The sequence below is a fragment of the Paenibacillus pectinilyticus genome, assembly GCF_001700435.1.
GTDB classification, from domain to species: domain Bacteria; phylum Bacillota; class Bacilli; order Paenibacillales; family NBRC-103111; genus Paenibacillus_E; species Paenibacillus_E pectinilyticus.
Window position 1 is genome coordinate 962,567 of record NZ_LYPC01000027.1, and the last position, 26,193, is coordinate 988,759.

Below are 26,193 nucleotides of genomic sequence, written 5' to 3' on the forward strand. Positions count from 1 at the left end.
TCACTCATGATCAGAGATTTGTCATTGGAGATCGTGCGGGTAACTGAAGCCGCTGCCATAGCATCAGCAAGCTGGACAGGGAAAGGGAATAAGAATAGCGCAGATGGTGCAGCGACTTCGGCCATGCGTGAGGTGTTTAGCACGGTTCCCTTTCGCGGTACGGTGGTGATTGGTGAAGGCGAGATGGATGAAGCGCCCATGCTGTACATCGGGGAAGAAGTAGGAAGCGGTACAGGTCCTGAATTCGATGTGGCTGTTGACCCGCTTGAAGGAACGGATATCGTGGCGAGTGGCAGGAATAACGCGCTCTCCGTCGTGGCGATTGCCGAGAAGGGGAATCTTCTTCATGCACCAGATATGTATATGGCGAAGTTGGCGGTAGGTCCGCGTTTGGCAGGTAAGCTCAGTCTGGATGATTCACTCGAGGTTACCATTCGTAAAGCGGCTTCTTTGCTGCAAAAGAAAATCTCTGAGCTCACTGTCTCGATTCTCGACCGTAATCGGCACGCGGACCAAATCATGCTGCTGCGTGCATTAGGTGTCAAAATCTATCTGCTCAGCGACGGAGATGTCGCAGGTGCGATGGCGGTTGCTTTCCCCGAGACGGGGATCGATCTGCACGTGGGCTCAGGCGGAGCGCCTGAAGGCGTATTAGCGGCGGCAGCCCTCCGGTGTATGGGTGGCGAGCTGCAAGGCAGACTCCTTCCGGAGAATGAGGAGGAGCATCAGCGCTGTCAGGAAATGGGTATCATGGATCCCAGTAAAGTACTAGGCATGCGGGAGCTTGTAGGCGATGCTGACATTATTTTCGCGGCAACGGGCGTGACCTCTGGGGATTTCTTAAGTGGTGTCAAATATGACTGGGGCGGTCGTGCTCAAACACATTCCGTCGTCATGAGAGCCCAGACCCAAACGGTACGTTTCATCCAATGTGTTCATCAGTTACACGAGGAAAGGCGCGGCAGCGCATAAGTTGTTCGCCACCTTTTCATCCATCAGAAAGCTATACATGTGCCAAGTCCCCCTTTGCATATACTTCATTGAGAAGATGTGAAAAGAGGGATAACCATGAGCTTGTCATCGATTGATTTCCTTTCCGTCGTCCGCAGCTGCATACCTCAGGAGGCTGAGATCGTCGTATTGCAGCAGCAAGGAGATCCCGCGGCGATTCTGTATGCCGATGTGGATGGGGATGGATTCCCTGAAATAACAGCCTTGTATAGATATTTGGGGAATCAATATTTATTTTCGTTGAAGGAGTACTCCGGTAATTGGTTTCCGATCGGATCTGCTTCAACAGGTAAGCAACTGGCCGTGAGGGATTTTGCAGCAGCGCCGGTGTCACGCAAGGAAGGTTGGGACGTACTTATCGGATGGCAAAAGACAGACGAACCCGCAGCTGAATTGGATATTATTCAATGGACACAGAACGGATTCCAGCGTGTGATTCCGCCAGGGACAACGTACAGTCATCTCGAGATTGAAGATATGCCGACACGAAATGGGCAAGATGGACTATGTGAGATTGCACTTTGGGTCCAAGAGCAAGGTCAGGCGTTCCGGGTCGAAACGTATCGTTGGGAGCCTCACAGACTGGTGCCTACCACAGATGTGCACGCGTACTATTTTCAAAAAGTCGCACGTTATTATGAAGATCTGACACGTGATCAACCGAATGAGCCCCTCTATCGAAGTTATTTGGAGGATGCTCAAAGGCGAGCCGGCGGCAGCTAAAGATGGCAGGATTGGAGCCAGGGGCGAATTGCTCCTGGTTTTTCTCATGTCGTAATTTCTGAGTATGATTGTCCGAAAGTTAGACTTAAAATAAGCGTTTTCCTATGCTACATTTAGGACAGTTTTCAGTATATCAGATACGCAAATGGAAGTTATAAACCCACTGGAGGTCTTCACATGTCACGTATTTATCGAATTGGAATTATAGGTTGTGGTGGAATCGCGAACGGGAAACATTTGCCGAGTTTAAGTAAGCTTGCGAATGTGGAAATCGTCGCTTTCTGTGATATCGTTCTAGAGAAAGCAGAAGCAGCTGCAGTGAAATATGGTAGTGAAGGCGCACTTGTTTGCGAGGATTATAAAGAAGTTCTGCAAGATGCAACGATCGATATCGTTCATGTATTAACACCGAATATTTCACACGCTGAAATTTCGATTGCTGCGCTTGAAGCAGGCAAGCATGTCATGTGCGAGAAGCCGATGGCCAAAACAGCTGAAGATGCCAAACGCATGATGGAAACAGCGAAGCGCACAGGCAAAAAGCTGACAATCGGCTACAACAACCGTTTCCGCGCGGACAGCCAACATTTGAAACGTGTATGTGCAGAGGGTGAGCTTGGTCATATTTATTTTGCGAAAGCACATGCGATTCGCCGTCGTGCTGTTCCGACTTGGGGCGTTTTCCTCGATGAAGAGAAGCAAGGTGGAGGCCCGTTGATTGATATTGGTACTCACGCACTCGATCTTACGCTTTGGATGATGGATAATTACAAACCAAAGGTTGTTTTGGGAACTTCTTATCACGAATTGTCCCAAAAGGAAAACGCTGCCAACGCTTGGGGTCCATGGGATCCTTCTAAATTCACAGTGGAAGACTCAGCATTCGGGATGATCGTGATGGAAAATGGTGCGACCATTATGCTCGAATCCAGCTGGGCTTTAAATACGCTCGAAGTCGACGAAGCGAAATGCTCCCTAAGCGGTACAGAAGGTGGAGCCGACATGAAAGGCGGATTGCGCATCAATGGCGAGAAACATAGCCGCTTATTCACAACAGAGGTGGATTTGAAAGCGGGGGGCGTAGCCTTCTATGATGGGGCCAAAGAAAGTGATGCAGATCTGGAAATGCGTACGTGGATCAATGCGATTGATCAAGACTTAGAGCCAGTCGTGACACCTGAACAAGCATATGTATTGTCGCAAATTCTTGAAGCCATTTACGAGTCTGCGCGTACCGGGAAGGCTGTTTATTTGAGCGAGTAGACAGCAAGTGCCCGCAGAATCAAAAGATAATGAAAATGACCGTCAGGATCAGTTGATCTGATGGTTTTTTTATGTTCGCCTAGTTCGCAATGAAATTTGAAACAAACAGGGGAAATGGCGTATGCTTGAAGGTAGGTTGGACTTATGCCATTAGCTAGGAAGGAAGCGATCATCATGGAACTTGGTTTACAGAATAAAGTTGCGTTAATCACAGGAGGCAGTAAAGGTATCGGGCTTGCAACGGCCATCGCGATGTCCCGTGAGGGGGCAAAAGTGGCGATTCTCGCGCGCAATGCTGAGCAGCTGCAAGAAGCCGTTTTCCAGATCGAGGATTTGACAGAAGGTGACGTCCTGATGATTCAAGCGGATGTTACGTCAGAAGCCGATTGTCAACGTGCGATTGAAGAAACAGTGAGTCATTTCGGCGGCTTGCATATTCTTGTGAATAATGCGGGTACTTCTGCTGCTGCGCCGTTTGAGCAAGTAGGGACTGATGTATGGCGCAATGATTTGGAGTTGAAATTGTTCGGGGCGATTCATTGCTCACGTTTTGCCATTCCTCATATGCGCGAAGCAGGCGGCGGCTCGATTGTGAATATTACGACTTCCGCGGCCAAAACACCACCCGCATCATCCCTCCCAACCTCGGTCAGCCGAGCAGCTGGACTGGCTTTGACCAATGCCATGAGCAAGGATCTGGGTTCAGCGGGTATCCGCGTGAATACGGTGTGTATCGGAACGCTTCGCAGTGACCAGATTGAGAAGGTTTGGAAAAGGGTTGCACCAGAGCTGACGTGGGAAGAATTCGCCCATGATCCGAAGCATGATATTCCGCTTGGCCGGATCGGCAATGCAGAGGAAGCGGCGAATGTCATTACCTTTTTATCATCAGATGCTGCCTCCTATGTGACAGGTACTTCCGTGAATATTGATGGCGGCAAAAGCGCCGCGCTGTAAGAAGCAGTGTATTTTTAGAAAAACAGAACAAAGCCCATGACTCTCCGCAGTTGGAAAGCCATGGGCTTTGTTCATTTAACTATGATTCATAGGGAAACGGTCCGTCTTACGCTCTACGCTTCTTTCTCAGATACCAGACTACCATAGAGATAGCGTCCCGAATTGAAGTGTTTTGGTGAAAAGCAAATGTCATTGTCATAAGCAAGAAACCTCCCTAACCCTGAAAGAATGTCATGCATGGATAGTATTACGTAAGAAAGTCGAGGATGGTTTTATTTTTTTTTGAAAAGATGAGTCTTTTTTTTAAAATATAAAATTTATTTTCTACATACACGTTTCCTACTTTGGATGAGTGCCCGATCGTTAATTTTACTTGACAGGTTAAACGTTTCAATTTAATCTGAAGTAGAATGTTAAACGTTTAACTAGGTCGAAGGATTTCCTATTAAATTGGATGATACGGGGAGATGCTCACATGTGGAAACAAGCGATTGAGGATGCTTTAGAGAAAACGAAAGTCAATATTGAGCGTTTTGGGGATCTGTTCCCTCATGTCAGTGAAAACGATATTTATCATTTGAATCCGAATACAGATTGGACAGACGGTTTCTGGTCAGGTATTCTGTGGCTCAGCTATCAATATAGCGGGGACAAAGTGTTCCAAGAAGCGGCTCAGAAAACGGTGGCAAGTTTTAAGCAAAGACTTGAAAACCACGTATCTTTAGATCATCATGATATAGGGTTCTTATATTCGTTGTCGTCCAAGGCACAGTGGATTCTTGAAAAAGATGAAAACGCAAAGCAACTAACACTGCAAGCTGCAGATGTGTTGATGAAGCGTTGGAGACCGAAGGGGCAATATATTCAAGCTTGGGGACCAGAAGGCGATGAGCACAATGGTGGACGCATTATTATCGATTGTTTGTTAAATCTTCCATTATTGTATTGGGCATACGAGCAAACAGGGGATACTAAATATAAAGAGGTTGCCGTTATTCATGCGGATTTATCGCGACGCTATTTGGTACGTGGGGATGATTCCTCTTACCATACGTTCTATTTCGATCAAGAAACAGGTGAGCCGTTACATGGCGGCACGCATCAAGGATATCAAGATGGTTCGACGTGGACACGTGGACAAGCATGGGGAATTTATGGCTTTGCGCTTTCGTATCACTATACGAAAAATCCACTTTACTTAGAAACGGCCAAACGCTTAGCACGTTATTTCTTTGATCGGTTACCACAAGATGATGTGGTCTATTGGGATTTCGATGCGCCTGTCAACGCGGAGACGAAACGAGACAGCTCAGCATCAGCGATTGCATCTGCAGGGGCTTTGGAAATATTGGAGCATTTGGCTGCAGATGATCCAGATCGTGCCTACCTAGAAAATGGTGTTCAACGCTCGATGGCAGGATTGGTGAAATCTTATGCGACGATCGGTAAACCGGATGCTCAAGGTTTCTTAGAGCGTGGATCCTATAGTGTTCGCGGCGGTGCGGCGCCGGATGATTATGTGATTTGGGGCGACTATTACTACTTAGAAGCACTATTACGTTTAGAGAAAGGGTTCAAGGGATATTGGTATGAATAACTCGCAAATGGCAACTGAAAATGATCGTGCCTACTGGGTGCAGACCATGCTTCGTATAGCAGAGCCTGTGCTCCGAGCACTAGCAGCAAGAAAATTACGTGCGACAATGCCTGTCGAATGTAAAAAAGAAGAGCAGCGTCAATTCACGCATCTTGAAGCCTTCGCGCGTACGCTTGTAGGGATTGCGCCGTGGCTGGAGCAGCCTGCACAGGACGCCGAAGAAGAGAAGCTTCGCGTTGCGTACGGTAAGTTAGTCCGTGAGGCGATGGATGCGGCTACAGACCCAGATTCGCCGGATTTCTTGAATTTCGCGGAAGGAATGCAGCCGATTGTAGATACGGCATTCTTGGCACACGCGATTTTGCGTGCACCAAACACGTTGTGGCATAACCTGGATGCTAAGGTCCAAGTGAATCTTGCAACTGCAATGAAAACTTCACGTACCCGCAAACCTGGCTTCAATAACTGGCTTCTCTTCGCGGCGATGACAGAAACAGCGCTCGGTGTGATGGGCGAGGACTGGGATCATATGCGTGTTGACTTTGCTTTGAAGCAGCATGAACAGTGGTATCTTGGCGATGGGATGTACGGCGACGGCGTTGAATACCATGCTGATTATTACAACAGCTTTGTCATTCAGCCGATGTTGGTCGACATCATTGAGCATGTTCAGGAGCATTACGAGGATTGGGGTAAAATGCGCTCCAACATCCTAAAACGTGCTCAGCGTTACGCAACTGTTCAAGAGCGCTCGATCTCGCCAGAAGGAACGTTCCCGGCGATAGGCCGTTCCCTCGCGTACCGCTTCGGCGCGTTTCAATCGCTGGCTCAAACGGCTTTGCGACGTGAGCTGCCAACGGGCGTTACGCCAGCGCAGGTACGCGGTGCACTAACGGCCGTAATCCGCAGGTTGATTGAAGCTCCCGGCACCTTCGATGAAGGTGGCTGGCTGAGAATTGGGCTCTGTGGGCACCAACCAGAGCTTGGGGAGCCTTATATCTCGACAGGCAGCTTATATTTATGTTCAGCTGTCTTTCTTCCACTGGGCTTGGCGGCAGACGATGCGTTCTGGCAAGATGCCGATGCACCGTGGACCACACAGCAGGTGTGGTCAGGCCAGAAAGTTGCCATCGACTCGGCGCTGTATTAGTTGATTATTACTACAATAAATTGATTTAACGGCCTTGGTCCTGAATTTCATTGGACTAAGGCCTTTTTGCTTTTGCAGCACCCCAACTTTCGTGTAAACTTAGGGGTAAATAACTCGTTTTCAGCCATTAGGTGCAGTTCCCTCTGATTGAGTAACTATCCACAAATACTCTCAACTATAAATTGTGGATAACTATTAAAGGGAACACGAGATCCAAGCAAATAGAGAGAAGTGACTGTCCGTGAACCAACACTATCAACTAACCGTTGAAGAGGTTTTGAAACGCCCCTCCTTTCAACACGCCTATATCGCGGCTGGTAAACTCGGACTTGGTCGGCTGGTACGCTGGGTTCATATTATCGAAGTGAGCCAGTTTGAACAGCTTTTGCAAGGCGGAGAAATGATCCTAACCACGGGTGCTGCTTTCAAAAATGATACGCAATTGTTCTTAACCTACCTGGACCAGTTAATTCTTAGACAGGTATCCTGTCTCTGCATCGAGATGGGACATTATTTAAGCTCAGTCCCGCAAACGTGGATGGATGCGGCTGAAGCCCATGATTTGCCGCTCATTATTTTCCCAGAAGCCGTGAGATTTATTGAGATTACGCAGGATATTCATTCGTATATCATTAATCAGCACCATCAAGTTCTTCAGGATTTGGAGAAAATATCGCGTGAATTTCACCGCATGACCTTATCTTCGCAAGGTGTCTCGCATGTGCTTGCGCTCTTGCACAGCAGTACCAAAGCACAAGTTATCTATGTGCCTGGGGATGCACAGCCCAAATTCATACCTGCCATCGGTAAGAAGGAGTCGGCGCAGTGGCTGTCCGTACTACGACAAGGAACAGTACCTTATGTGGAAGAGGTGGGGAGTCAAACCGTTATCGTTCAACCCGTGGGAGCTATGGGCAAAACCTGGGCCCACCTCTTACTCGTGCTGGATCGGAAGCCGCTGGAATACGAGTATTTGATTTTGGACTCAGCCTCGCTCTCCATCGCACAGGATTTGCTGCGCAAACGATATATGGAAGAGCGCAAATTGTATTCGCAGACGCTCTGGGTTGATGATCTGCTTCATATGCGCATTCATGATGAAGAGCAGATAAAAGTGCTGATTGGAGCTGAATTTAAGCGGCTGAACGCACTCCCGTATCAAGTCATCTTGATTGAATTTGAAGAGGAACAAGAGGGGGAACCTTCCACGGAAGAGGAGGGAATTGAGTCGGTAGGCTTGCATCTATCGCTTGCGGTTAGGGCGATTTTTGAGGGGCAGCTGTTTCACCCTTTAATTACGTTAAAGCATAACCGACTTGTTGTCGTTGCGTTCGATAAAGCGCCAAAGAAATCGGCGAAGGAGCGTTTGCAGCACGTGTTCGGGTCCCTTCAGGACATGAAAGCAGACGAGAATATCCGCTTAAAAATCGGCGTTGGACAGCCTAACCAAAGCTTCATGCAAGCCCATCGCAGCTATCAAGAAGCGCTTCAAGCGCTGTCATTGACGGCTACACTGCCTCACAAGAAAGTCATGTTCTATGATGAGTTGGGTGTGTTTGAGCTCCTTTTTCATATTTCGGATAAAAAGATTCTGCAATCGTTCATTCGAACGTATCTGGGTCCCATTATTGACCACGATGAGTCCAAAGGAAGCGAGCTCCTGCGTACACTCAAAGTATTCCTCGATCATGACGGTTCGAAGCAAATGGCTGCAGGGCAGCTTTTTATCGTGCGGCAATCCCTTTACTATCGTTTGGATAAAATTGAAGAGCTGCTAGGTGCTGATTATATGCAACCGGAGAAGCGATTGGCGTTGCAAGTCGGAATTCGGGCTTACCAATTGTTGTATCCGGAGAAGAAATTGTGAGAAGAATTGGGGTCATTTTTTGACAAAATGTCTAATGGAACGCGCATGAATCTCTCTTATACTTGGAGTCAAGTAGAGAGTGATCTTGTAAGGATGGGGTCCTCCAGAGAGAGGTTGATGCCGCATGATTATTGGGGTTCCGAAGGAAATTAAAAATAATGAGTTTCGCGTAGGCATGACACCGAGCTCAGTGCTTTCATACAAAAAAGCTGGGCATGACGTGCGAATTGAAACATTAGCAGGCTATAGCATTGGGTTTAGGGATGAGGACTATGAGGCCGCAGGTGCGACAATTGTTGCCACCGCAGCTGAAGTATGGTCCGCTGATATGGTAGTCAAAGTCAAAGAACCACTTCCAGAGGAATATGGTTATTTTCATGAAGGCTTGATTTTGTACACGTATTTACACCTTGCACCAGAGGCTGAATTGACACATGCTTTGGTCAGTCAAAAGGTAACCGCCATCGCTTATGAAACGATTCAACTCGACAATGGAAGACTTCCGTTATTAACGCCGATGAGTGAAGTGGCGGGCCGCATGTCTGTCCAGATCGGTGCGCATTTCTTGGAGAAAGCTCATGGGGGCAAAGGTATCCTTCTTGGCGGCGTGCCTGGCGTTGAGCCAGGTAAAGTTGCTGTAATCGGCGGCGGCATCGTCGGGGCCAACGCAGCGAAAATGGCCGTTGGCCTCGGTGCGGACGTGACCATCGTTGACTTGAACGCAGATCGACTTCGTCAACTGGATGATCAATTTCAGGGACGTGTGAAAACGATCATGTCCACCCCTTATAACATCGCGGAAGTTGTGCGTAACGCGGATTTGGTTATCGGCGCTGTGCTCATCCCTGGTGCACGTGCACCTCGTCTCGTGACGGAGGACATGGTGATGACGATGAGTCCAGGCAGTGTGATCATTGACGTTGCCATTGATCAAGGCGGATCCATCGAGACGATCGACCGCATCACAACGCATGATCAGCCGACCTACGTGAAACATGGCGTTATCCACTATGCAGTGGCTAATATGCCGGGCGCAGTGGCACGCACTTCCACATTGGCGTTGACGAATGTAACAACTACCTACGGTCTTCAAATTGCAAGTAAAGGCTTCGCTCGCGCAGCCCTTGAGAACAAAGCCATTGCCAAAGGCATCAATGTGGCTGCAGGTCATGTGACCTATCAAGCAGTTGCCGAAGCAAATGGATATACGCATACGGATATTTATTCATTGATCCAATAGGAGACTGCTAAGATTAGGCTGTTTCACAGGTAATATTACCTGTGGGATGGTCTTTTTTTATGGGGTTAATGGTGGATGAAGGAAATGGGGGGAGATAGAGGGAAAATCCGGCTAACACGAGTAGAATCGGGGCTCGCGGAGGTGAGATAGCCGGGAAACCCGATTAACTCGTGTAGAATAGGGGCCAGCGGCAGAGAGATAGCCGGAAAACCCGATTAATTCGAGTAGAATCGGGGCCCGTAGCAGTGAGATAGCCGGAAAACCCGAATAACTCGAGTAGAATCGAGGCTCGCGGAGGTGAGATAGTCGGGAAACCCGGGTAACTTGTGTAGAATCGGAGCCCGCGGCAGAGAGATAGTCGGGAAAGCTGATAACACGAGTAGAAACGGGGCAAGCGGCGGTGAGATAGAGGGAAAATCCGGGTAACTTGAGAAGAATCGGGGCCCGCGGCAGAGAGATAGTCGGGTAACCCGGGTAACTTGAGTGGAATAGGGTCCCGCAGTGCTGAGATAGCCGGGAAACCCGAATAACTCGAGTAGAATCTAGGCTCGCGGAGGTGAGATAGCCGGGAAACCCGATTAACTTGAGTAGAATCGGGGCCCGCGGAGGTGAGATAGTCGGGAAACCCGGGTAACTTGAGTAGAATAGTGTCCTGCGGAGGTGAGATAGCCGGGAAACCCGATTAACTCGAGAAGAATCGGGGCTCGCGGAGGTGAGATAGTCGGGAAACCCGGGTAACTTGAGTAGAATAGTGTCCTGCGGAGGTGAGATAGCCGGGAAACCCGATTAACTCGAGTAAAACTTGACTCCGCAGCAGTGAGATGGCGGAACTGGGTCTGCGCAAGCGAATAAGCAGAAAAAATCGACATACAGGATAGACCTGAGGCCTGCGCAAGGGAATAAGTCGAAAAAATCGACATACAAGTGAGAACCAAGGTCTACGCGAACCACACATCCTCTTCTTTTTGAAATTGACGTGCCTTGCAACAATTATTGCAGCTGTAACAGCCACTTATTTATCGCATAACTAGCAGCCGTAACTTCGCATTGACGCTTCATTTAATAGCATATAAAATTGTAAAAGTGAAACGTTTCAACTAATGTCCTCTAGCATACACGGTATGTCTTTTTATCATTACAAGTAATGACCCTTATTATTTCGACTTAAACTATTCACTTTACCATTTTATTCATCCCGCTTATCCATCCTATCCACCCGCTTTCCAAGCACGACAATAACGCTAGATCAAGCTTTCCAATAGGAGATGACAATTTTGACTTCCATTCAACAACGACAAGATGAGATCATAACACGAATTGCCACAGCGGCTTATGCGCAACCCATTATGAGTAATGGCTTTCTGTTTGAAGGCGATGTTCGTGATAATTTCTACTATGCATCGTATTTATTCGCCGCTTCTGTTGATTCAGCCATCACTTTTGAAGGCGACCGCACAGCTGCAAAAGATAAAGCAGAGCGCATTTTCCATCATTTGCTGGAGATTCAGGACCAGAACCCAGCGAGTGAGACCTATGGTCACTGGCCGCTTAATTTAAGACCAACGCCGCAAGAGGCGTCTAAGAATACACTCCCTGTTGAGCTAATGGGGAGCTTGATGGTGTACTTTGCTCAGCGATATCAGGAGCAGTTAAGTGATGCCCTTCGCGAGGCATTCGAGACGAGCATTCGCCATATTTACAACAGCAACTTTTACAGGAAGCCAGTCACCTATTTTGGTCATCATGAAGCCAAATATACCGCAGCCAAGCTAATTTTCGGGCAACGATACGGGGACGAGGCTTTGGTTGCTGATGGGTACGAAAGCCTGCGTCTTACACTCGCTCGGATCAAGGAGCATGGGATGACGGAATACGGCGGATTGCCGTGGTTCTGGCATTGGGTACAGGCTTTTACCTGCGCGTGGCAGCTTATTGAAGATGGAGAAATCCGTCACGAGCTATCCCGCATGTTGGATTATCTGTGGAACGAACGGGCAACGTTCTATCTGGGAGGTGCATGGGTAGGCCCGCATGCCCGCATTTGGCCACATGATATGCCTAAGGATACCAACGTGCTGCATGACTATGTACAATTCGGAGACTTCCAGTTGCCGGATCACATGCCTAGAACGGAATATGCCGGCTTTCTTGTGTATGAAGCACCGCTTGCAAGTAGACAAAAGGCGTTACACCGTGCAGAGCCGGTCGAAATCAAACGGCAGATTCCGAAACAAATTGGAACAGCTGTGCATGAGAAAGACTTTCTACATAGCTATGTCTACCTCACGGAAAGCTTCGCAATGGGTGGCATGTGGGAGCGAATCCGAGAGTTTGATAATGAACAACATCGCTGGGATGTTGCATTCCCGTTAGATACGACCCAAGAGGGCGTGAATCATGCTTATTTTTTTCATCCGGATGTAGAGCAGCCAGAAGGAGATTTACGTCATCAAAGCGAATACACAGAAGTGCTTTTTCATGAGAATGTGATTATGGCTTCCTATGCGATTCCGGATGATCAACCTGCCTACATCAAGGGATGTTTACCTCTAGGCGAGTGGGTAGAAGAGCCTCATGGATTGTTTGGACGAGTTGGCGAAGTATACATGGCAGTCTACATACAACAGGCGTATGACAGAGAGGTGCTGGACGACCGTATTTTTGTCACTAGCCGAGGCAGAGCGAATGCCGTTGTCGTTGAGTGCGTCGATCAAGTTATGGCAGCCTCATATGGCATCAGCGACGTTCACCATTTTGCAGACCGAATGAAGAGCAAGCAACCCCAATATGTACCAAACAACGAAATTTCCTATACATCCTTGAGTCAGCAAACGTTGTTGCTAGCAAGTGGCCCTAATCAAGAAATTAGTAGACTTATCAATGAGATTCCGATTGATTGGTCTTCGTATACGGTCGCTTAACACTTTAGAAAAGAGGATGCACCTATGCCAGCTATTGATTATCCATTAGAAAAGCTTCTTACGTACGACGGCATTAATCCACGTCCCGAAGACTTTACGGCGTATTGGGACCGCGCAATTGCTGAAATGAAAGCCGTAGATCCACAAATTGAGCTTCGTCCGAGTGAATTTCAAGTGCCTTATGCCGAGTGTTTCGATCTGTACTTCACAGGTGTAAAAGGTGCGCGTGTGTACGCCAAATATTTGCGTCCAAAGCATGCGACTGAGTCACATCCTGCGATCGTTCAATTCCACGGCTATTCAGGAAGTTCAGGGGATTGGCAGGATAAGCTTCCTTATGTTGCGCTTGGCTATTCCTTCTTCTCCATGGATTGCCGCGGTCAAGGCGGATTGTCAGAAGATGTTGGCGGTGTCAAAGGGACGACACTACGAGGTCATATCGTTCGCGGTTTGGACGATCACCCAGATCAGCTGTTATTCCGCGATATTTTCTTGGATACTGCACAATTAGCAGGTATTGCCATGAATATGCCCGAAGTTGACCCTGCACGTGTTGGTGCAATGGGCGGCTCCCAAGGCGGTGCTTTGACGATTGCCTGTGCAGCGTTAGAGCCACGTATTAAGAAGTTAGCACCCGTCTATCCATTCCTAAGTGATTACAGACGTGTTTGGGATATGGATTTGGCCAAAGATGCGTATCAAGAGCTGAAAGATTTCTTCCGTCGCCACGATCCACAGCACAAACGCGAGGATGAATATTTCACAAAATTGGGCTATATTGATATCCAATACTTGGCTGATCGCATCCAAGGCGAAGTGATGATGGGGGTTGGGCTCATGGATACGGTTTGTCCGCCATCCACCCAATTTGCCGCATATAACAAAATCAAAGCGAACAAAAAGCTAGAAATTTTCCCTGATTACGGTCATGAAGGGTTACCTGGCTTCGGTGATTTGACGCTTCAATTTATGCTTGATCTCTAACATACGAAAAACCACTCTCATCCTTGCGATGAAAGTGGTTTTTTCCGCTCTGCGTGCTGCGCCCGATATTGTCTTGGGGTGACACCGATCATTTTTTTGAACAGCTCATTGAAGAATTTCACATCGTGGTACCCGATAAGCGCAGCAATACTGCTAATTTTTTCTGTCGTTTCTCGTAAATAATGACAACAAACGTCCAACCGAGCATGCTGTACAAAAGCTGTAAAACTCATGCCCGTTAGCTTGGTCATTTGTCGTTGAAGCTGTCGTTCGCTTAATGAGAGTTTGACGGCTGCTTCTTTCAATGTGATGGAACTGCTGCAATTCATCCGGATATACGTGAGCAAACTTTCTAATCCTTGCAGACTCGTATCCGTTACTTCGACGTGAGATTCAATATGTGCGCGGTGCATATAGACGAGTAACTGTGCGACACAGGCTTGCATGACGGTAATAAAGCCAACACGACGCGCCTTATATTCAAAATGTAAGCGTTCAAAAAGCGGCTGGAATTCGCCGTTCTTCTCTTGAAAGGAAAGCCATGCTGTGCTTTCAGCCCGTTCAGCAGTTGGTGCGAATAGCTGCGAAAGCTCACGCTCGCCCATCAAATAAGAATGCTTTAACAGGTCTTCCATCCATGCGTGGGTAAAAATACAATTATAGACGATCAAAGGGTTCTTCTGATTCGTAGTGGAAGGGCGGAATACATGCGAGACGCCTACTGGTAGAAAAAAGAGATCACCTTTGGCTACTTTCATCGAAGAGTTCTCGATATAATGGGAGCCGCTTCCCTCAGCGACATAGCTGATTTCAATGAAATCATGGGTATGCTGCTGCATATCGAAAGATTCATGTACTCGATTTACATAGAGGGGCAACTCAGGAACGAAATACAGATGGCCGCCCGATTCCATAATGCTGCGTTTGATGGTCATCCTATTTTACTTTGAAATGAACAACAGCACTATATAGCATTTTACCCGCATTCGGATCAAAAACGATATGATGCTGAATCGCATAAACATCTAGCATGAGCGCTTTATTATTATCAATTTGGTCGTTAATTTTCACTTCAAGCGTTTTCATATCGTAAGCTTGAAAAAACTCGATTTTATTCTCAATCCGATCTAATAGAAAGTCCATGCGGATTCGCCTCCTGAAAATTGATGTAAATTGTTGACGGTTTATCTAAGTATAACGTCAATATCTGATATAGGAAGTATACCTGAATAGGCGTATACTGGGAAATGCAAATCAAACTTGAATGGGAAGTGATGTTGTTTTGAAGCCTACACGGTTACTAGTTGATTTCTTATTGAAGAAATGGCCGTTGTATGTGATCGCCGCACTGTCTATTTCGGTAGGGAATATTGTTCAATCGTATTACCCGAAGCTGCTTGGGAAATTTACGGACCAATTGAAATTGGGTGGCCTGAGCAAAAGCTTAATTGTTGAATACAGTGTACAGCTATTGCTGATCGGCGTTACATACGGCGTATTAGTCGCAATTGGTCAATATATGATCATGCGAAACGGCCGACGGTTCGAGTTTGAAACGAGAAACCGGTTGTTTGACCATTTTACCCATCTAGGAGCTACGTTTTATTCGAAAAATGGTGTTGGAAAACTGCTGAGTTATGTGATGAATGATGTCACTGTCGTTCGTGAATCCATCTCGATGGGCATTAACCAGATCGTTAACTCGGTAATCCTTATTGGCGCCGTAATCGTCACGATGCTGCTAAGTGCCATACCGTTATACGTTATTTTTATCAGTGTCATTCCGTTGCTATTGATTCCGGTGTTTTCGGTTAAGTTTCAGCCTGTCATCAAGAATCGATCCTTGAAGGTCCAAGAAGCGTTAGGAAAGATGACAGAGTCGGCTGAGGAGCAATTCGGCGGGATTCGCGTTGCCAAGAAATTCGCCGTAGAACCGATCATGATGAGCAGATTCAGTGAAACGGTTGATAACATACGTGATAATCAGCTGAAACTTGTTCGGCTATCCTCGCTATTTGAAGCGTTAATTCCGTTTCTGGGTGCGTTATCGCTCATTATTGCGATTGCGTTTGGAGGCTATTTGACGATTCATGGACAGATTACCATTGGGAATTTCGTTGAATTGACGCTCTACATTCGGATGATGGTGAACCCGTTGCAGCAAATTGGTCGTGTGATTAATACGATGCAGCGTTCGCGCGCGTCCTTAGATCGAATCAACGAGCTGTTGACGCTGGAATCGGAAATTAAGCAGCATGAGCTTGCTCAGCCTACACATCTGGATCAAGAGGAGATTCGCATTGAGCATCTGTCGTTCTCCTATCCGGATGATGAAGATGAAGTGCTTCATGATATTTCACTGACCATTGAGCCGGGAAAATCCATTGGGATTATTGGCAAAACAGGAAGCGGTAAATCTACACTGATGAAAATCATGCTGCGGATCTATGATCCCCCGGAGGGCACGGTTTGGATCGGCGATAGTGATATCCGTGACGTGACGCTAGAAAGCTTGCGGAATCAAATCGCCTACGTGCCGCAGGAAGGGTTCCTGTTCTCGACGTCAATTCGCGATAATATTGCCTTCTTCCAAAGAGAATCTTCCCTAGAGAAAGTAGAGCACGCTGCGAACAAAGCTCAAATTTTGAATAGCATCATCTCGTTCCCAGAAAAGTTTGAGACGAAGCTCGGTGAACGTGGCGTCACTTTATCGGGAGGGCAGCGCCAACGTACGAGCTTGGCAAGGGGAATCATTAAGGATTCCCCTTTGATGATCCTCGATGACAGTGTCAGTGCCGTCGATTCTGTGACAGAGAAGCACATTATCGATGCGATTCGTGAAGAGCGATCGAATAAGACGACAATCTGGATTGCTCATCGCATCTCGGCCTTGAAGCATACCGATGAAATAATCGTGCTGCATGAAGGGCGCATTGTTCAGCGGGGCACGCATGAGCAACTGCTCACCCAAGAAGGCTTATATGCCGAGCTTTATGCGATACAGGAAGGAGGCGGCGACGATGTCCAAGCCGAATAAAACACCGCTAGATCGCAAGAAGACGCAGGAATCATTTCGATCATTGGCCGCCTACGCGAAGCCGCACAGATGGACCTTCTTGGCTGTTGTCGTCTGTGCTTTGCTCGGCATCGCGGCGGATTTGTTTCAGCCCTATTTAGTGAAAATCGCTATTGATGATAATTTGATGATCGGGAAAAATGACTTTCATGCCCTGATCATGATCTGCCTGCTCTATGGCTTATTGTCCATTAGCAGTATGTTTTTTAGCTATTTACAAAATAATCTGCTGCAATTCGCAGGTCAGAGCATCGTGGCCAAAATTCGCAAGGATCTATTCCAACATATTTTTAGACAGTCGATGTCCTACTATGACAAAACGCCGAGCGGCAGTCTGATTACCCATGTATCCAGCGATACGGAGACACTAAACCAATTTTTTACGCAAGTGCTGCTCAGTTTAGTTCGAGATAGTATGACCTTGATTTTCATTATTGTGTTAATGTATCACTTGGACCCTACCTTAACGATGTACAGTATGATTGTTATTCCCATCATTGTACTGATTGCGGTGAGTTTCCGTCGTTATATGCGCAAAACCTACCAACTCTCACGTTCGATGCTTTCTCAAATGGTGGCATTCACAGCCGAAAATTTATCGGGTATGCATCTCATTCAAGCGTTCCACCAAGAGAAAGAGCAAATGAATCGCTTCGCGGATAAGAATACAGGGTATTTCAAAGCGAATTTGAGAGAAATTCGGACGAATGTGTTATTTAACCGTTCTTTTGACATCTTAGGCAACTTATCGGTTGCGTTCATAACCTGGATCGGCGGTATTGCCGTCTTCGATAAGGCGATTGAGTTTGGTGTGCTCTATGCCTTCATTACGTACATTAGACAGTTTTTTCAGCCGATCAATAATATTACCCAACAATGGAATACGCTGCAATCGACAACGGTATCGATGAGTCGGATTTGGAATGTTTTTTCAGTGAAACCGGAGGTTATGGATAAAGAAGCTTCGCAGCTGATTCCGTTGAAAGACGTTAAAGGGGACATTCATTTCAATCATGTTCATTTTGGTTATCAGAAGGATACGCCTGTCATCGATGATCTGGAGCTGCATATTGCGCCTGGCGAAATGATTGGCATCGTGGGTACCACGGGGGCCGGAAAAAGTTCTTTGATTAGCTTGCTGTGCCGCTTCTATGATGTCCTGGAGGGCAGCATTCAGATTGATGGCGTTGATATTCGAGACATTTCACAGGTCGATCTTCACCGTGCTGTTGGCTTGGTTCAACAAGAACCATATTTATATGCGGGCAGCATTTTTGAAAATGTTCGGATGTTCGACCCAGCCATTTCTCGTGAGGCTGTCATCGATGCATGCCGCTTGGTGGGTGCAGATGCGCTCATCGCGAGGATGAAGGATGGCTATGACACACGCATCTCGGAGAGAGGGAGCGGGTTGTCTGCGGGCGAGCGGCAATTGATTTCTTTTGCGCGGATCATTGTATTTCAGCCTAAGGTTCTCATTCTTGACGAAGCGACTGCTAATCTAGATTCACAGACCGAGCAATTGATTCAGACAGCGCTCAGCGTGGTGGCCGAAGGCCGAACGACCATCGTGATTGCACACCGGATCTCCACAATCATGCACGCCGATCGGATTATCGTGATGAGTCAAGGTGAAATCGTCGAAGAGGGTACACATGCAGAATTACTTGCCTTACAGGGCTTTTATGAGCAGCTATATCATCATTCCCAAGGAAGTATGGCGCATGACGCGGTGGATGGGAGTACAATGTCTTCCATAGGTTGATTTCCGTAGGCTAATGATCAGGTACTAGGAATAGATAGTACTTCTCAAAAGCGTGATCTCCTGTACAATAAGAAGTAAGTCGAGAGGGGGAGAACAGCATGAAATCCAACCAAGTCATGATCCAATTGGGGTATGTATTGGGGGCTAGTGCTCTTTTAACTGCGATCGGTTACTTCTTTGCTTCCAATTGGGAGAAGTTGAACCGGTTAGAGAAGTTTATTCCGATATTTGTGCTCATCCTAGGGTTCTATGGTCTATCTGTTTGGCTTTCACGTCAAGTGGGAAGAGACTTTCTGAGTAAATTAAGCTTGTTTGCAAGCTGTATATCCTTTGGGTTTGGTATTGGCCTAATCGGTCAAACGTACAACTCCCATGCAGACAGCTACAGCCTGTTTCTGGTATGGTTCCTGCCAGCAATTCTGTATGCGATCTTAACCAAGTGGCAGCCCTATTATGTGCTAAGTTATCTGCTGGGACATCTCACGTACGGACTATTTTTCTTCCCAAAATGGGGAGATTATTCGGAATCCGAAGGCGCTACGATCGCTATATGGCTAGGTTTAGCCATCGTGAATACCACGTTGTTCGTACTCTTCGAGAAAGGCCGTATCTATTCGCCATTTCTCAAATGGGTGTCATTTCAAGTCACAATAGGTATTTTCCTCATCGTATCGTTTTCGCATACTTTTGAGAAATTCGGGTTGTGGATGAATCTGCCTCTCATTGCTGTTCTTGCCTTAGCCATCCTGTATGCACATAGAACGCAGAATAAAATGTATCTGTTGTTTGCAGGTCTATGGGTATCGGCGGCGATAATCGTGAAGTACATTGAAGTGATCATTTCGTATCATAACGAATTATTTTTTATCGTTAGCTTGTTGTTCATTATCGTGTTCATCGGAGCCAATGTGATGTTCATGAACTATGTTCGCGCTTGGCAACCGAAATTGGAGCTAGAAGATCGTAGCACTGACGTGGAACCTACGACTTCAGATGCGGCACCTAAGCATGGCGATTTCTCCAAATGGATCGTTCGTGTGCTGTCGATATCCGTTATTATTATTGGTTCTTTACTTGGCAGTGTCACATTAATTGGTTTATTTACGCTCGTATTTGGGTTCGATGATCCCAATATTTTCATTGGGTATGGCTTGCTTTCCGTCATCGGCATGCTCATTGCAAAAAGATTGAATAGTTTAGCAAGGTTTACGATCCTCATCAGTGGTCTGATGCTGGGGACAGGCGCATCAGTGGGAACAGGTAAATCGTCGATGCTGCTCCTCTTCCTGGTTTTAACCGTCGCAGCCTTCGTATATTTGAAAGGCTTGGTTACACGGATCTTATTTTACCTAGCCTCGGTCATCCTTGTTGCGTTCGTCTTATTCGATTGGGTGAATAGTGGTGTCACTGTACTTAGCATCCTATCTGGCTTGCTCTTCCTCTTGTTCGCAGGTGGAAGACTGATTCGGCAGCAAGACTTTCGAGAGCCCATCTTGTACAGCAGCTATCCGTCATTCCTGTTGACCCTATTCTCTTTAACTTTTATCATAGAATCAGGCTGGTACTATGTCACGAATGTCCTTTTTTTCCTCTTGGTATTTGCAGGTATTCTACTGAGCAGGCATCTCCAGATACGTTGGATGTACGCATGGTCGATGAGTTTCTGGATCGCTTTCCTCGTATACAAATATTATGATGTAGCTTGGAAGCTTCTGCATAAATCCATTAGCTTCGCAATCATCGGACTATTGATACTTGGGTTTACGATTTGGTTTGAAAAAAAGAAGGGACTCCAGCCGGACGCATCGGTCCAGCCATTGGGATATGGTCGGAATCGTTGGATTATCGCCCTTTTAGTCCTATTGCAAGTAGGCGCCATGCTTCTTCAAATTGGCAAAAGCGAGTATCTACTCAGTCATGGTAAGCTGATTAAGCTGCAGCTGCAGCCGCTAGATCCTCGATCGCTTATTCAAGGTGACTATGTGCGTTTGCGTTACACAATTTCAGAGCCGCCAATCTTTCATGATAACTTGGATGAGCGCACAGCGAAAGGGAAGATAGCCGTCGTTCTTGCACCGAAAGGCACGACGGGTGTCTATGAGTTTCTTCGTGAGTATCACGAGGGAGAGTCGCTTGCAACGGATGAGGTACGCTTGAATGGCAATAAAGCAGGCTATGAAGGTATTGACTATGGCATCGAAACGTTTTTCGTCCCCGAAGGGACAGGAAGAGACTACGAACATAATGCGAAGTTTGCAGAAGTGAAAGTATCCGCCAGCGGTGATGCCATCTTAGTTCGTTTAACCGATCAATAACATCAGCATCTTAAGAGAAAGAATGAGGTATGTAACATCATGTGGCTTTTATTTTCGGTCCTCGCAGCAGTGAGTTTTGGCTTGCGGGGTATTCTCTATCATTGGACTAGTCAGCAAGCCTTAAATCGCAATGTACTGCTTTGCGGTACGTTCGCGATGGGGGCGCTAGTCAGCTTAGCCTGTGCATTAATTTCACAGCCAGAATGGAAAGTATCTGCTTTAATCGGCGTTCAAATGGGATTATTTTCTTTCGGGGCGAACGCTAGCATGTTCAAGGGTTTCGCAGTTGGCAAAGCCTCGTTGGTTGCTATTTTGACAGGATTACCATCTGTTGTTGTCGTGTTATTTGCGTATATCCTCTGGGGTGAGCGGTTGAACTTGTTTCAACTGTTTGCCTTTGTTGTCATTGTGATCGGGATTTTGTTCGTTCGCTACTCGAATGATATTACTTGGGGTAATTTGCAAGGGGCGGGTTGGGGCGTAATCGCACTCTTCTTATTTGCAGGCAACGACTTATCTAGCAAATGGACAACCCTTGTTCATGCGAGTCTGTTCCCTACGTTGTTTTTCATGTTTACGACCGGTACGGTGTGTTTTGCCTTATGGTGGTGGAGAGATAAGAAAAAGGGATCTCCGCAACGCGCGGCGGGTAATTCCTGGACCGAACGGAAGACATTCCTCTTCGGCATGGTCATTGGCATCACGAACGTAGTTGGTATGGTACTTATTATTCATGGGTTCGCAGCAGGAAAAACGGGTCTTGTGTCAGCGGTAGTGGCGCTTAATGTTTTGATCGTGTTGCTCTATACGCGCTTTGTTTTGAAGGATAAATTCTCCAAAATGGAACAATCCGGTCTTGCGATTGCGATGATGGGCATCTTGATGATGAAGCTCGTAGCATCCTAAATTTAGACTTTGTCTTGTAAAATTACATCAACTACTTTCTGATCTGGCGTAAATGCGTTACAATAAGATTATTCGTGCCATTATGAATGATTCAGGAGGCTTTAACGACAATGACAGACAAAGATATCGAAACACAAACATCGCAAGAGACCGAGCAAGATCAAGAGCGTGAGCAGGCCCAAATCATCATTACATGGTTTCAGCATGTACAAGAAGTAGTGAAAGAACAATTCCCTGAATATGAAGTCGATGGTCAAATTGGTAACAATCCAACGTATGGCCCGATGTTTGCTTTTACACTTAAAAAAGATGAGAAGTCCACAGCATGCGGATTTTTCTTGAATGAAATTATGCGTAACTTCCAAACGAATCCAAATGCAGGACTTTGGTTGTCCTCGTTCTTCGTTGATTTGCTGAGAAGTGAAGAGAGTCATCTTCTTCCGAATCCGCCGCAATCCGAAGATGAAGCTAAAGCTTTATTAGACAAGCACATTGTGCCTTATTGTGCGGCAACGGTTCGTGAAGAGTTCCCGGATCAGAAGATCTATGTAGATCTTGAATTGCATGAGGAACATGGTCCTGTTCTCGAAGCGGGCTTCGTAGCTGTTGAAGATGGAAACAACACCTGTGCACTGCCATTGCAATATTTAATGACGTTATACTTATTAAATCGCGATCCTGCGGAACCGTTAATCCAAGCGATGTATCGCTTATATGAGGAAAATAATTTAGGTCAACAATAATTAGTTGGATAAATAGATCTAAGTGGCTGTCTTGAACGCAACGATGGTCAGTTTGAATGGAAAAAGGAGCAAAGCCACGTAAACGTGGTTAGCTCCTTTTTTGCATTCGCCGAGCGCTAGGCTCGAGATACCTCACAAGCTCCGATAAATCATATAATCATCATAGGTCCGTATGATAGGAATGGCCGCACTTGTCCCGAGCTTCGCGTATTTCATCGCATGGGACGTGTTGAAGAGCACGACAGAGTCGCTAGCGCGCAGCCAGCCAGTGTCACTGAGGACAAGCATAGCTGCCCATGTTGCAGCGCCTTCTGGCGACGAGGAGATGCCATCAGCGCCTAAGCTGAGGATCGCGTCCGCGATTTGCTTTTTGGAAACGGCGATCGCGGTTCCGCCGCTTTGCTGCACGATCGAAAGCAGCAACGGCAAATCCGGCGGATTCGGCACCCGCATGCCCGTTGGATTGGGGATGATTTTACCATCAAGGAGTGGCAGGTCATCTCCGGAATCATCACTAGTCGCTGTAGAAACCGGGTGAACGCCATCCACGATGGGCTGACATCCTTCCTCTTGCACACAAACAAATCGTGGCATATCCCCTTGGATGAAGCCCATGCTTTTCAACTCCATGAACGCTTTCCACATGCCAATAATGCCGGAACCGCCGCCTGTTGGATAAATGATCACGTCAGGAAAAGTCCAACCTAGCTGCTCGGCGAGCTCGAGTCCCATCGTTTTTTTACCTTCGACGCGCCCCGGTTCTTTCAAGGTACCGACATTTACCCAGCCTTGCTCATCACGCCCAGCTTCGATGATCGCCGCTGCGTCATGAATAAAGCCGTCGACGAGAATGGTCGTAGCGCCATATAATGGACACTCATCCACGATGAGGGAGGGGCAGTCCATCGGGATAAAGACGAAAGCCTGAATGCCTGCTCTGCCTGCATAGGCAGCTAAAGCGCCTGCCGCATTGCCGTTAGATGGCACAGCAGCCTTCGTAACGCCAGCCTCTTTCAATAACGAAACCGCGACGGAAAATCCTCTGGATTTAAAGCTGCCGGTTGGATTCTGTTCCTCTCTTTTGATCCAAAGCCGCTTCAGAGAGAGTTTATTCTCCCATTTCGGCATGCGAAGCAGTGGTGTCCAACCTTCTCCCAATGAGACGATACTGGCGGAATCTTCAACTGGAAGTAATTCCCTATAGCGCCACATGGAGGAATAGCGCTGCTTCAAAGATTCCTTCGTTAGTGTTCGGGCAACGAGCTCGAGATCATACTCAACCAATAACGTGCCGCCGCATTCGCATTTCATGTCTTGATAGCGGAAGGGCAGCCTTGCAGAACATCGTGAGCAATATAGCCCCCATTGTTTCATTTTTGGGCCTCCTCAGCATGTGCAGCAGGCATCACTTGGGGGATTTCCTGCGTGCATGAAATGTTTTCATCGTATGAAAAGCGGTTTTATTCGGTAAACGTAAGAATAACTCAAGCATGGGTGCGAAATTTACTTCAATGATCCAAATATGCCCTTGTTTATCAAAAGCCATATCAATGCCCATCGTCTTCACCCAACGATAGCTAGGCCCTAACTTAGCGGCCGTTCGCAATGCGACGGTATTCAGTCTCGTCAGGAGTTCTGAGGTGGAAAGATGCTGCAATTCGGAGTGTAGAATGGCCTTCTCAACAGGGACGACTTTCCCTCGGCTGCGGCGGATGTTCGTTACAATAAAGCCCCTGCCGGCCACTTTGGCGAGCTTGCCTGTTACTTGCCAGTTGGAAGAAGGATGGCGCTGAACCATTACACGCAGGTCAAAGGGGCGTCCATTCATCGCGGCAAGGGAGATTCGTTGTTGCACAATATAATTTTTACTGATTTTCTTTTTGATAAAAGCCGTAACTTCGGCTTGCCCTGAATAGGAACGAATACGGGCACCATCCTGAATTTCGTAGGTGGAGCTATCCACCGTTTTAATCCGGATGACACCATTGCCCCCATAACTGCCAGTGGGTTTAATGATGACTTGCCCGTGCTTGTTCAGCATACGCCAGAAGGAATTTACGCTTAACCAGTCTGTTTCGGGCAAATGGGCCCGCAGTTTCTCAGATCTATGCAGTATTTTATGTTTGGTCCATTTACTTGTGGAAAGACTACTCATACGCTTTCTCTTCTTGCTTTTGGATCACGAGGTCATGTTCTTCAACTTGGAGTAGTTGGTTATGTTCATCCACGAAGACGACTTGCGGTTTAAGTTGGGCAATTTCATCTTCGTTCATAAGCCCCATACTGAGTATGATGACAAGGTCACCGGGTGAGAACAGATGGGCTGGAGGGCCGTTTAGTCCAATTTTCCCACAACCTTCAGGTGCAGGTATAGCATATGTTTTCCAACGAGTTGCATTGCGCAGACTTGTTACTTGGACCATTTCATAGGGGAAAATATTCGCTTTGCGCATCAGTAATCCATCAATGGTAATGCTGCCTACATAATCCAAATCGGCTTCCGTTACAGTCGCACGATGAATCTTTCCTTTACACATTAGTCGCTGCATGTGCAGTAGCGCTCCTTTATCATCACATGGTGTTCTTCACAGCGTATGAGAGAAAGGCTGATCGGGGTGTAGGCAGTGGCCCATTTCTGGAGAAAAACGGGCATTGTTTACCATGAAAAATCTTTCATTATTTCCCGGGAAACGATGGCTTCCGAAATCAATGGTCCATTGGACCTAATTGGAACTTGTCCACGAAACAAAAAAAGCAGAGCCCAGGGCCCTGCATGATCATTAAATTAATTTAAGGCCGCTAATTAATACTAAACTAGCAATGATGGTTCGAAGTACATTCGTAGGTGCTTTCGTAGCGAGCATGCTCCCGATGAGTACACCGGGTATCGATCCGATGAGCAAATTAACGACGAGTGTATAATTGACGTTCCCCATGCTGGCATGAAGGATACCTGCGGTTGAAGCGAGTAGAAAGGCATGTGCGATATCGGTTCCAACGAGTGTGGCGGGCATCATGCGGAAGAAGTAGAGCATGGCAATCGCATACAGCGAACCGGAACCAATGGAGGTAAGTCCAACGATAAAGCCAAGTACGGCACCGATGGTAATCGTTAACCAACGCTTTTCCTCTAAAGACTTCAGCTGCCAACGGTTCTCTTTCATTCGGTGTCCGAAGAAAACCTTAAACATCGTAGCAAACGCGACCAGTATCAATACGTAGCCTAACGCATGCTTGATGATGACTTCTTGGTTACTATAAAAGGAGTTAAATACTTTCAATAACACGACAGCGACGATGACGCCTGGAAGACTGCCGAGAGCAAGCATTTTGACAAGCTTAAAGTCAATTGTTTTCTGCCGCCAGTGCTGAATGGTACCAAAGAGCTTCGTAATGGAGTTATAAAGAAGGTCTGTTCCTACAGCAATGGATGGATGAATACCAATTAGAATTAAGATGGGAGTTAGCAAGGATGCTCCCCCGACGCCTGTCATTCCAACCAAAAAACCTACGATAACGCCCATTAAAATAATACTTAAAGTCATGTTGTCATGTCCTCTTTTCGCTTATACCCACTAAACTCATGGGATTAATTGTAGTCGCGTGAAAGGGGATTGTAAAGAGAATTTTTCATGGCAAGTCCGATATCACTGATCTGTGTAGTTGGTTTTCAAG

General features: G+C 46.9%; 21 protein-coding genes. 15 read left to right on the forward strand and 6 right to left on the reverse strand.

Translation table 11 applies throughout. The features are described 5' to 3' along the window. Window positions 1-6: 6 nt before the first annotated feature. The 10 genes from glpX to A8709_RS25885 all read left to right on the forward strand — a co-directional run bounded on the left by glpX (window position 7) and on the right by A8709_RS25885 (window position 13,713). On the forward strand, window positions 7-972 hold the full coding sequence (gene glpX, locus A8709_RS25840) for a class II fructose-bisphosphatase (protein WP_065856547.1): 966 nt from the start codon (window positions 7-9) through the stop codon (window positions 970-972). Between the two features lie 96 nt (window positions 973-1,068). Beyond that, the gene (locus A8709_RS25845; protein ID WP_065856549.1) at window positions 1,069-1,734 is read left to right on the forward strand and encodes a hypothetical protein; all 666 of its coding nucleotides are present in this window, start codon (window positions 1,069-1,071) and stop codon (window positions 1,732-1,734) included. 177 nt (window positions 1,735-1,911) lie between these two features. Continuing rightward, the gene (locus A8709_RS25850; protein WP_065856551.1) at window positions 1,912-2,997 is read left to right on the forward strand and encodes a Gfo/Idh/MocA family protein; all 1,086 of its coding nucleotides are present in this window, start codon (window positions 1,912-1,914) and stop codon (window positions 2,995-2,997) included. A gap of 174 nt (window positions 2,998-3,171) precedes the next feature. After that, complete coding sequence (locus A8709_RS25855; RefSeq protein WP_065856553.1) at window positions 3,172-3,954, forward strand: SDR family NAD(P)-dependent oxidoreductase; 783 nt, start codon at window positions 3,172-3,174, stop codon at window positions 3,952-3,954. Between the two features lie 475 nt (window positions 3,955-4,429). After that, complete coding sequence (locus tag A8709_RS25860) at window positions 4,430-5,551, forward strand: glycoside hydrolase family 88 protein (protein ID WP_065856555.1); 1,122 nt, start codon at window positions 4,430-4,432, stop codon at window positions 5,549-5,551. A gap of 7 nt (window positions 5,552-5,558) precedes the next feature. Continuing rightward, the gene (locus A8709_RS25865; protein ID WP_065857386.1) at window positions 5,559-6,701 is read left to right on the forward strand and encodes a DUF2264 domain-containing protein; all 1,143 of its coding nucleotides are present in this window, start codon (window positions 5,559-5,561) and stop codon (window positions 6,699-6,701) included. Window positions 6,702-6,942: 241 nt separating this feature from the next. Continuing rightward, window positions 6,943-8,568, forward strand: a complete 1,626-nt coding sequence (locus A8709_RS25870) for a PucR family transcriptional regulator (RefSeq protein WP_065856557.1) — start codon at window positions 6,943-6,945, stop codon at window positions 8,566-8,568. Window positions 8,569-8,692: 124 nt separating this feature from the next. Further along, the gene (gene ald / locus A8709_RS25875; protein ID WP_065856559.1) at window positions 8,693-9,808 is read left to right on the forward strand and encodes an alanine dehydrogenase; all 1,116 of its coding nucleotides are present in this window, start codon (window positions 8,693-8,695) and stop codon (window positions 9,806-9,808) included. Window positions 9,809-11,073: 1,265 nt separating this feature from the next. Next, the gene (locus A8709_RS25880) at window positions 11,074-12,729 is read left to right on the forward strand and encodes a hypothetical protein (protein ID WP_065856561.1); all 1,656 of its coding nucleotides are present in this window, start codon (window positions 11,074-11,076) and stop codon (window positions 12,727-12,729) included. Between the two features lie 24 nt (window positions 12,730-12,753). Further along, complete coding sequence (locus A8709_RS25885) at window positions 12,754-13,713, forward strand: acetylxylan esterase (RefSeq protein ID WP_065856563.1); 960 nt, start codon at window positions 12,754-12,756, stop codon at window positions 13,711-13,713. 17 nt (window positions 13,714-13,730) lie between these two features. Here the strand turns inward: A8709_RS25885 and A8709_RS25890 are convergent, their stop codons facing one another. Both A8709_RS25890 and A8709_RS25895 read right to left on the reverse strand, forming a co-directional pair. Continuing rightward, the gene (locus tag A8709_RS25890; RefSeq protein WP_065856565.1) at window positions 13,731-14,648 is read right to left on the reverse strand and encodes an AraC family transcriptional regulator; all 918 of its coding nucleotides are present in this window, start codon (window positions 14,646-14,648) and stop codon (window positions 13,731-13,733) included. 1 nt (window position 14,649) lies between these two features. Then, window positions 14,650-14,856: a YrzA family protein gene (locus A8709_RS25895; RefSeq protein WP_065856566.1), complete on the reverse strand. Its 207-nt coding sequence runs from the start codon at window positions 14,854-14,856 to the stop codon at window positions 14,650-14,652. Window positions 14,857-14,995: 139 nt separating this feature from the next. On the opposite strand from A8709_RS25895, the gene A8709_RS25900 reads away from it, so the two are divergent. The 5 genes from A8709_RS25900 to A8709_RS25920 all read left to right on the forward strand — a co-directional run bounded on the left by A8709_RS25900 (window position 14,996) and on the right by A8709_RS25920 (window position 22,518). Next, window positions 14,996-16,750, forward strand: a complete 1,755-nt coding sequence (locus A8709_RS25900) for an ABC transporter ATP-binding protein (protein WP_244163318.1) — start codon at window positions 14,996-14,998, stop codon at window positions 16,748-16,750. Further along, on the forward strand, window positions 16,734-18,554 hold the full coding sequence (locus A8709_RS25905; RefSeq protein ID WP_084225437.1) for an ABC transporter ATP-binding protein: 1,821 nt from the start codon (window positions 16,734-16,736) through the stop codon (window positions 18,552-18,554). Before A8709_RS25900 ends, A8709_RS25905 begins: the two co-directional genes overlap by 17 nt. Before the next feature lie 98 nt (window positions 18,555-18,652). Continuing rightward, window positions 18,653-20,869: a GDYXXLXY domain-containing protein gene (locus tag A8709_RS25910; protein ID WP_065856569.1), complete on the forward strand. Its 2,217-nt coding sequence runs from the start codon at window positions 18,653-18,655 to the stop codon at window positions 20,867-20,869. 39 nt (window positions 20,870-20,908) lie between these two features. Continuing rightward, entirely contained in the window at window positions 20,909-21,775 is an 867-nt protein-coding gene (locus tag A8709_RS25915) for a DMT family transporter (RefSeq protein ID WP_065856572.1), read from the forward strand. A 110-nt stretch (window positions 21,776-21,885) separates the two neighbouring features. Beyond that, on the forward strand, window positions 21,886-22,518 hold the full coding sequence (locus tag A8709_RS25920; protein WP_065856574.1) for a hypothetical protein: 633 nt from the start codon (window positions 21,886-21,888) through the stop codon (window positions 22,516-22,518). Window positions 22,519-22,650: 132 nt separating this feature from the next. On the opposite strand, the gene A8709_RS25925 is transcribed toward A8709_RS25920, so the two are convergent. The 4 genes from A8709_RS25925 to A8709_RS25940 form a co-directional block, all read right to left on the reverse strand. After that, the gene (locus tag A8709_RS25925; protein WP_065856576.1) at window positions 22,651-23,892 is read right to left on the reverse strand and encodes a threonine synthase; all 1,242 of its coding nucleotides are present in this window, start codon (window positions 23,890-23,892) and stop codon (window positions 22,651-22,653) included. A 31-nt stretch (window positions 23,893-23,923) separates the two neighbouring features. Then, complete coding sequence (locus A8709_RS25930; protein WP_065856578.1) at window positions 23,924-24,673, reverse strand: YheC/YheD family protein; 750 nt, start codon at window positions 24,671-24,673, stop codon at window positions 23,924-23,926. Then, on the reverse strand, window positions 24,666-25,067 hold the full coding sequence (gene panD, locus A8709_RS25935; protein WP_065856580.1) for an aspartate 1-decarboxylase: 402 nt from the start codon (window positions 25,065-25,067) through the stop codon (window positions 24,666-24,668). Before panD ends, A8709_RS25930 begins: the two co-directional genes overlap by 8 nt. A gap of 231 nt (window positions 25,068-25,298) precedes the next feature. Continuing rightward, the gene (locus tag A8709_RS25940) at window positions 25,299-26,063 is read right to left on the reverse strand and encodes a sulfite exporter TauE/SafE family protein (RefSeq protein ID WP_065856582.1); all 765 of its coding nucleotides are present in this window, start codon (window positions 26,061-26,063) and stop codon (window positions 25,299-25,301) included. Window positions 26,064-26,193 lie beyond the last annotated feature (130 nt).

Excerpts from the sequence above, each read along its gene's own strand:
- A8709_RS25860 (WP_065856555.1), top strand. The coding sequence starts at position 4,430 with ATGTGGAAACAAGCGATTGAGGATGCTTTAGAGAAAACGAAAGTCAAT.
- glpX (WP_065856547.1), top strand. The coding sequence starts at position 7 with ATGATCAGAGATTTGTCATTGGAGATCGTGCGGGTAACTGAAGCCGCT.
- A8709_RS25920 (WP_065856574.1), top strand. The coding sequence starts at position 21,886 with ATGACAGACAAAGATATCGAAACACAAACATCGCAAGAGACCGAGCAA.
- A8709_RS25850 (WP_065856551.1), top strand. The coding sequence starts at position 1,912 with ATGTCACGTATTTATCGAATTGGAATTATAGGTTGTGGTGGAATCGCG.
- A8709_RS25895 (WP_065856566.1), bottom strand. The coding sequence starts at position 14,856 with ATGGACTTTCTATTAGATCGGATTGAGAATAAAATCGAGTTTTTTCAA.
- A8709_RS25940 (WP_065856582.1), bottom strand. The coding sequence starts at position 26,063 with ATGACTTTAAGTATTATTTTAATGGGCGTTATCGTAGGTTTTTTGGTT.
- A8709_RS25930 (WP_065856578.1), bottom strand. The coding sequence starts at position 24,673 with ATGAGTAGTCTTTCCACAAGTAAATGGACCAAACATAAAATACTGCAT.
- A8709_RS25925 (WP_065856576.1), bottom strand. The coding sequence starts at position 23,892 with ATGAAACAATGGGGGCTATATTGCTCACGATGTTCTGCAAGGCTGCCC.
- panD (WP_065856580.1), bottom strand. The coding sequence starts at position 25,067 with ATGCAGCGACTAATGTGTAAAGGAAAGATTCATCGTGCGACTGTAACG.
- A8709_RS25915 (WP_065856572.1), top strand. The coding sequence starts at position 20,909 with ATGTGGCTTTTATTTTCGGTCCTCGCAGCAGTGAGTTTTGGCTTGCGG.
- ald (WP_065856559.1), top strand. The coding sequence starts at position 8,693 with ATGATTATTGGGGTTCCGAAGGAAATTAAAAATAATGAGTTTCGCGTA.
- A8709_RS25865 (WP_065857386.1), top strand. The coding sequence starts at position 5,559 with ATGGCAACTGAAAATGATCGTGCCTACTGGGTGCAGACCATGCTTCGT.
- A8709_RS25845 (WP_065856549.1), top strand. The coding sequence starts at position 1,069 with ATGAGCTTGTCATCGATTGATTTCCTTTCCGTCGTCCGCAGCTGCATA.
- A8709_RS25855 (WP_065856553.1), top strand. The coding sequence starts at position 3,172 with ATGGAACTTGGTTTACAGAATAAAGTTGCGTTAATCACAGGAGGCAGT.
- A8709_RS25890 (WP_065856565.1), bottom strand. The coding sequence starts at position 14,648 with ATGACCATCAAACGCAGCATTATGGAATCGGGCGGCCATCTGTATTTC.
- A8709_RS25905 (WP_084225437.1), top strand. The coding sequence starts at position 16,734 with ATGTCCAAGCCGAATAAAACACCGCTAGATCGCAAGAAGACGCAGGAA.
- A8709_RS25885 (WP_065856563.1), top strand. The coding sequence starts at position 12,754 with ATGCCAGCTATTGATTATCCATTAGAAAAGCTTCTTACGTACGACGGC.
- A8709_RS25910 (WP_065856569.1), top strand. The coding sequence starts at position 18,653 with ATGAAATCCAACCAAGTCATGATCCAATTGGGGTATGTATTGGGGGCT.
- A8709_RS25880 (WP_065856561.1), top strand. The coding sequence starts at position 11,074 with ATGACAATTTTGACTTCCATTCAACAACGACAAGATGAGATCATAACA.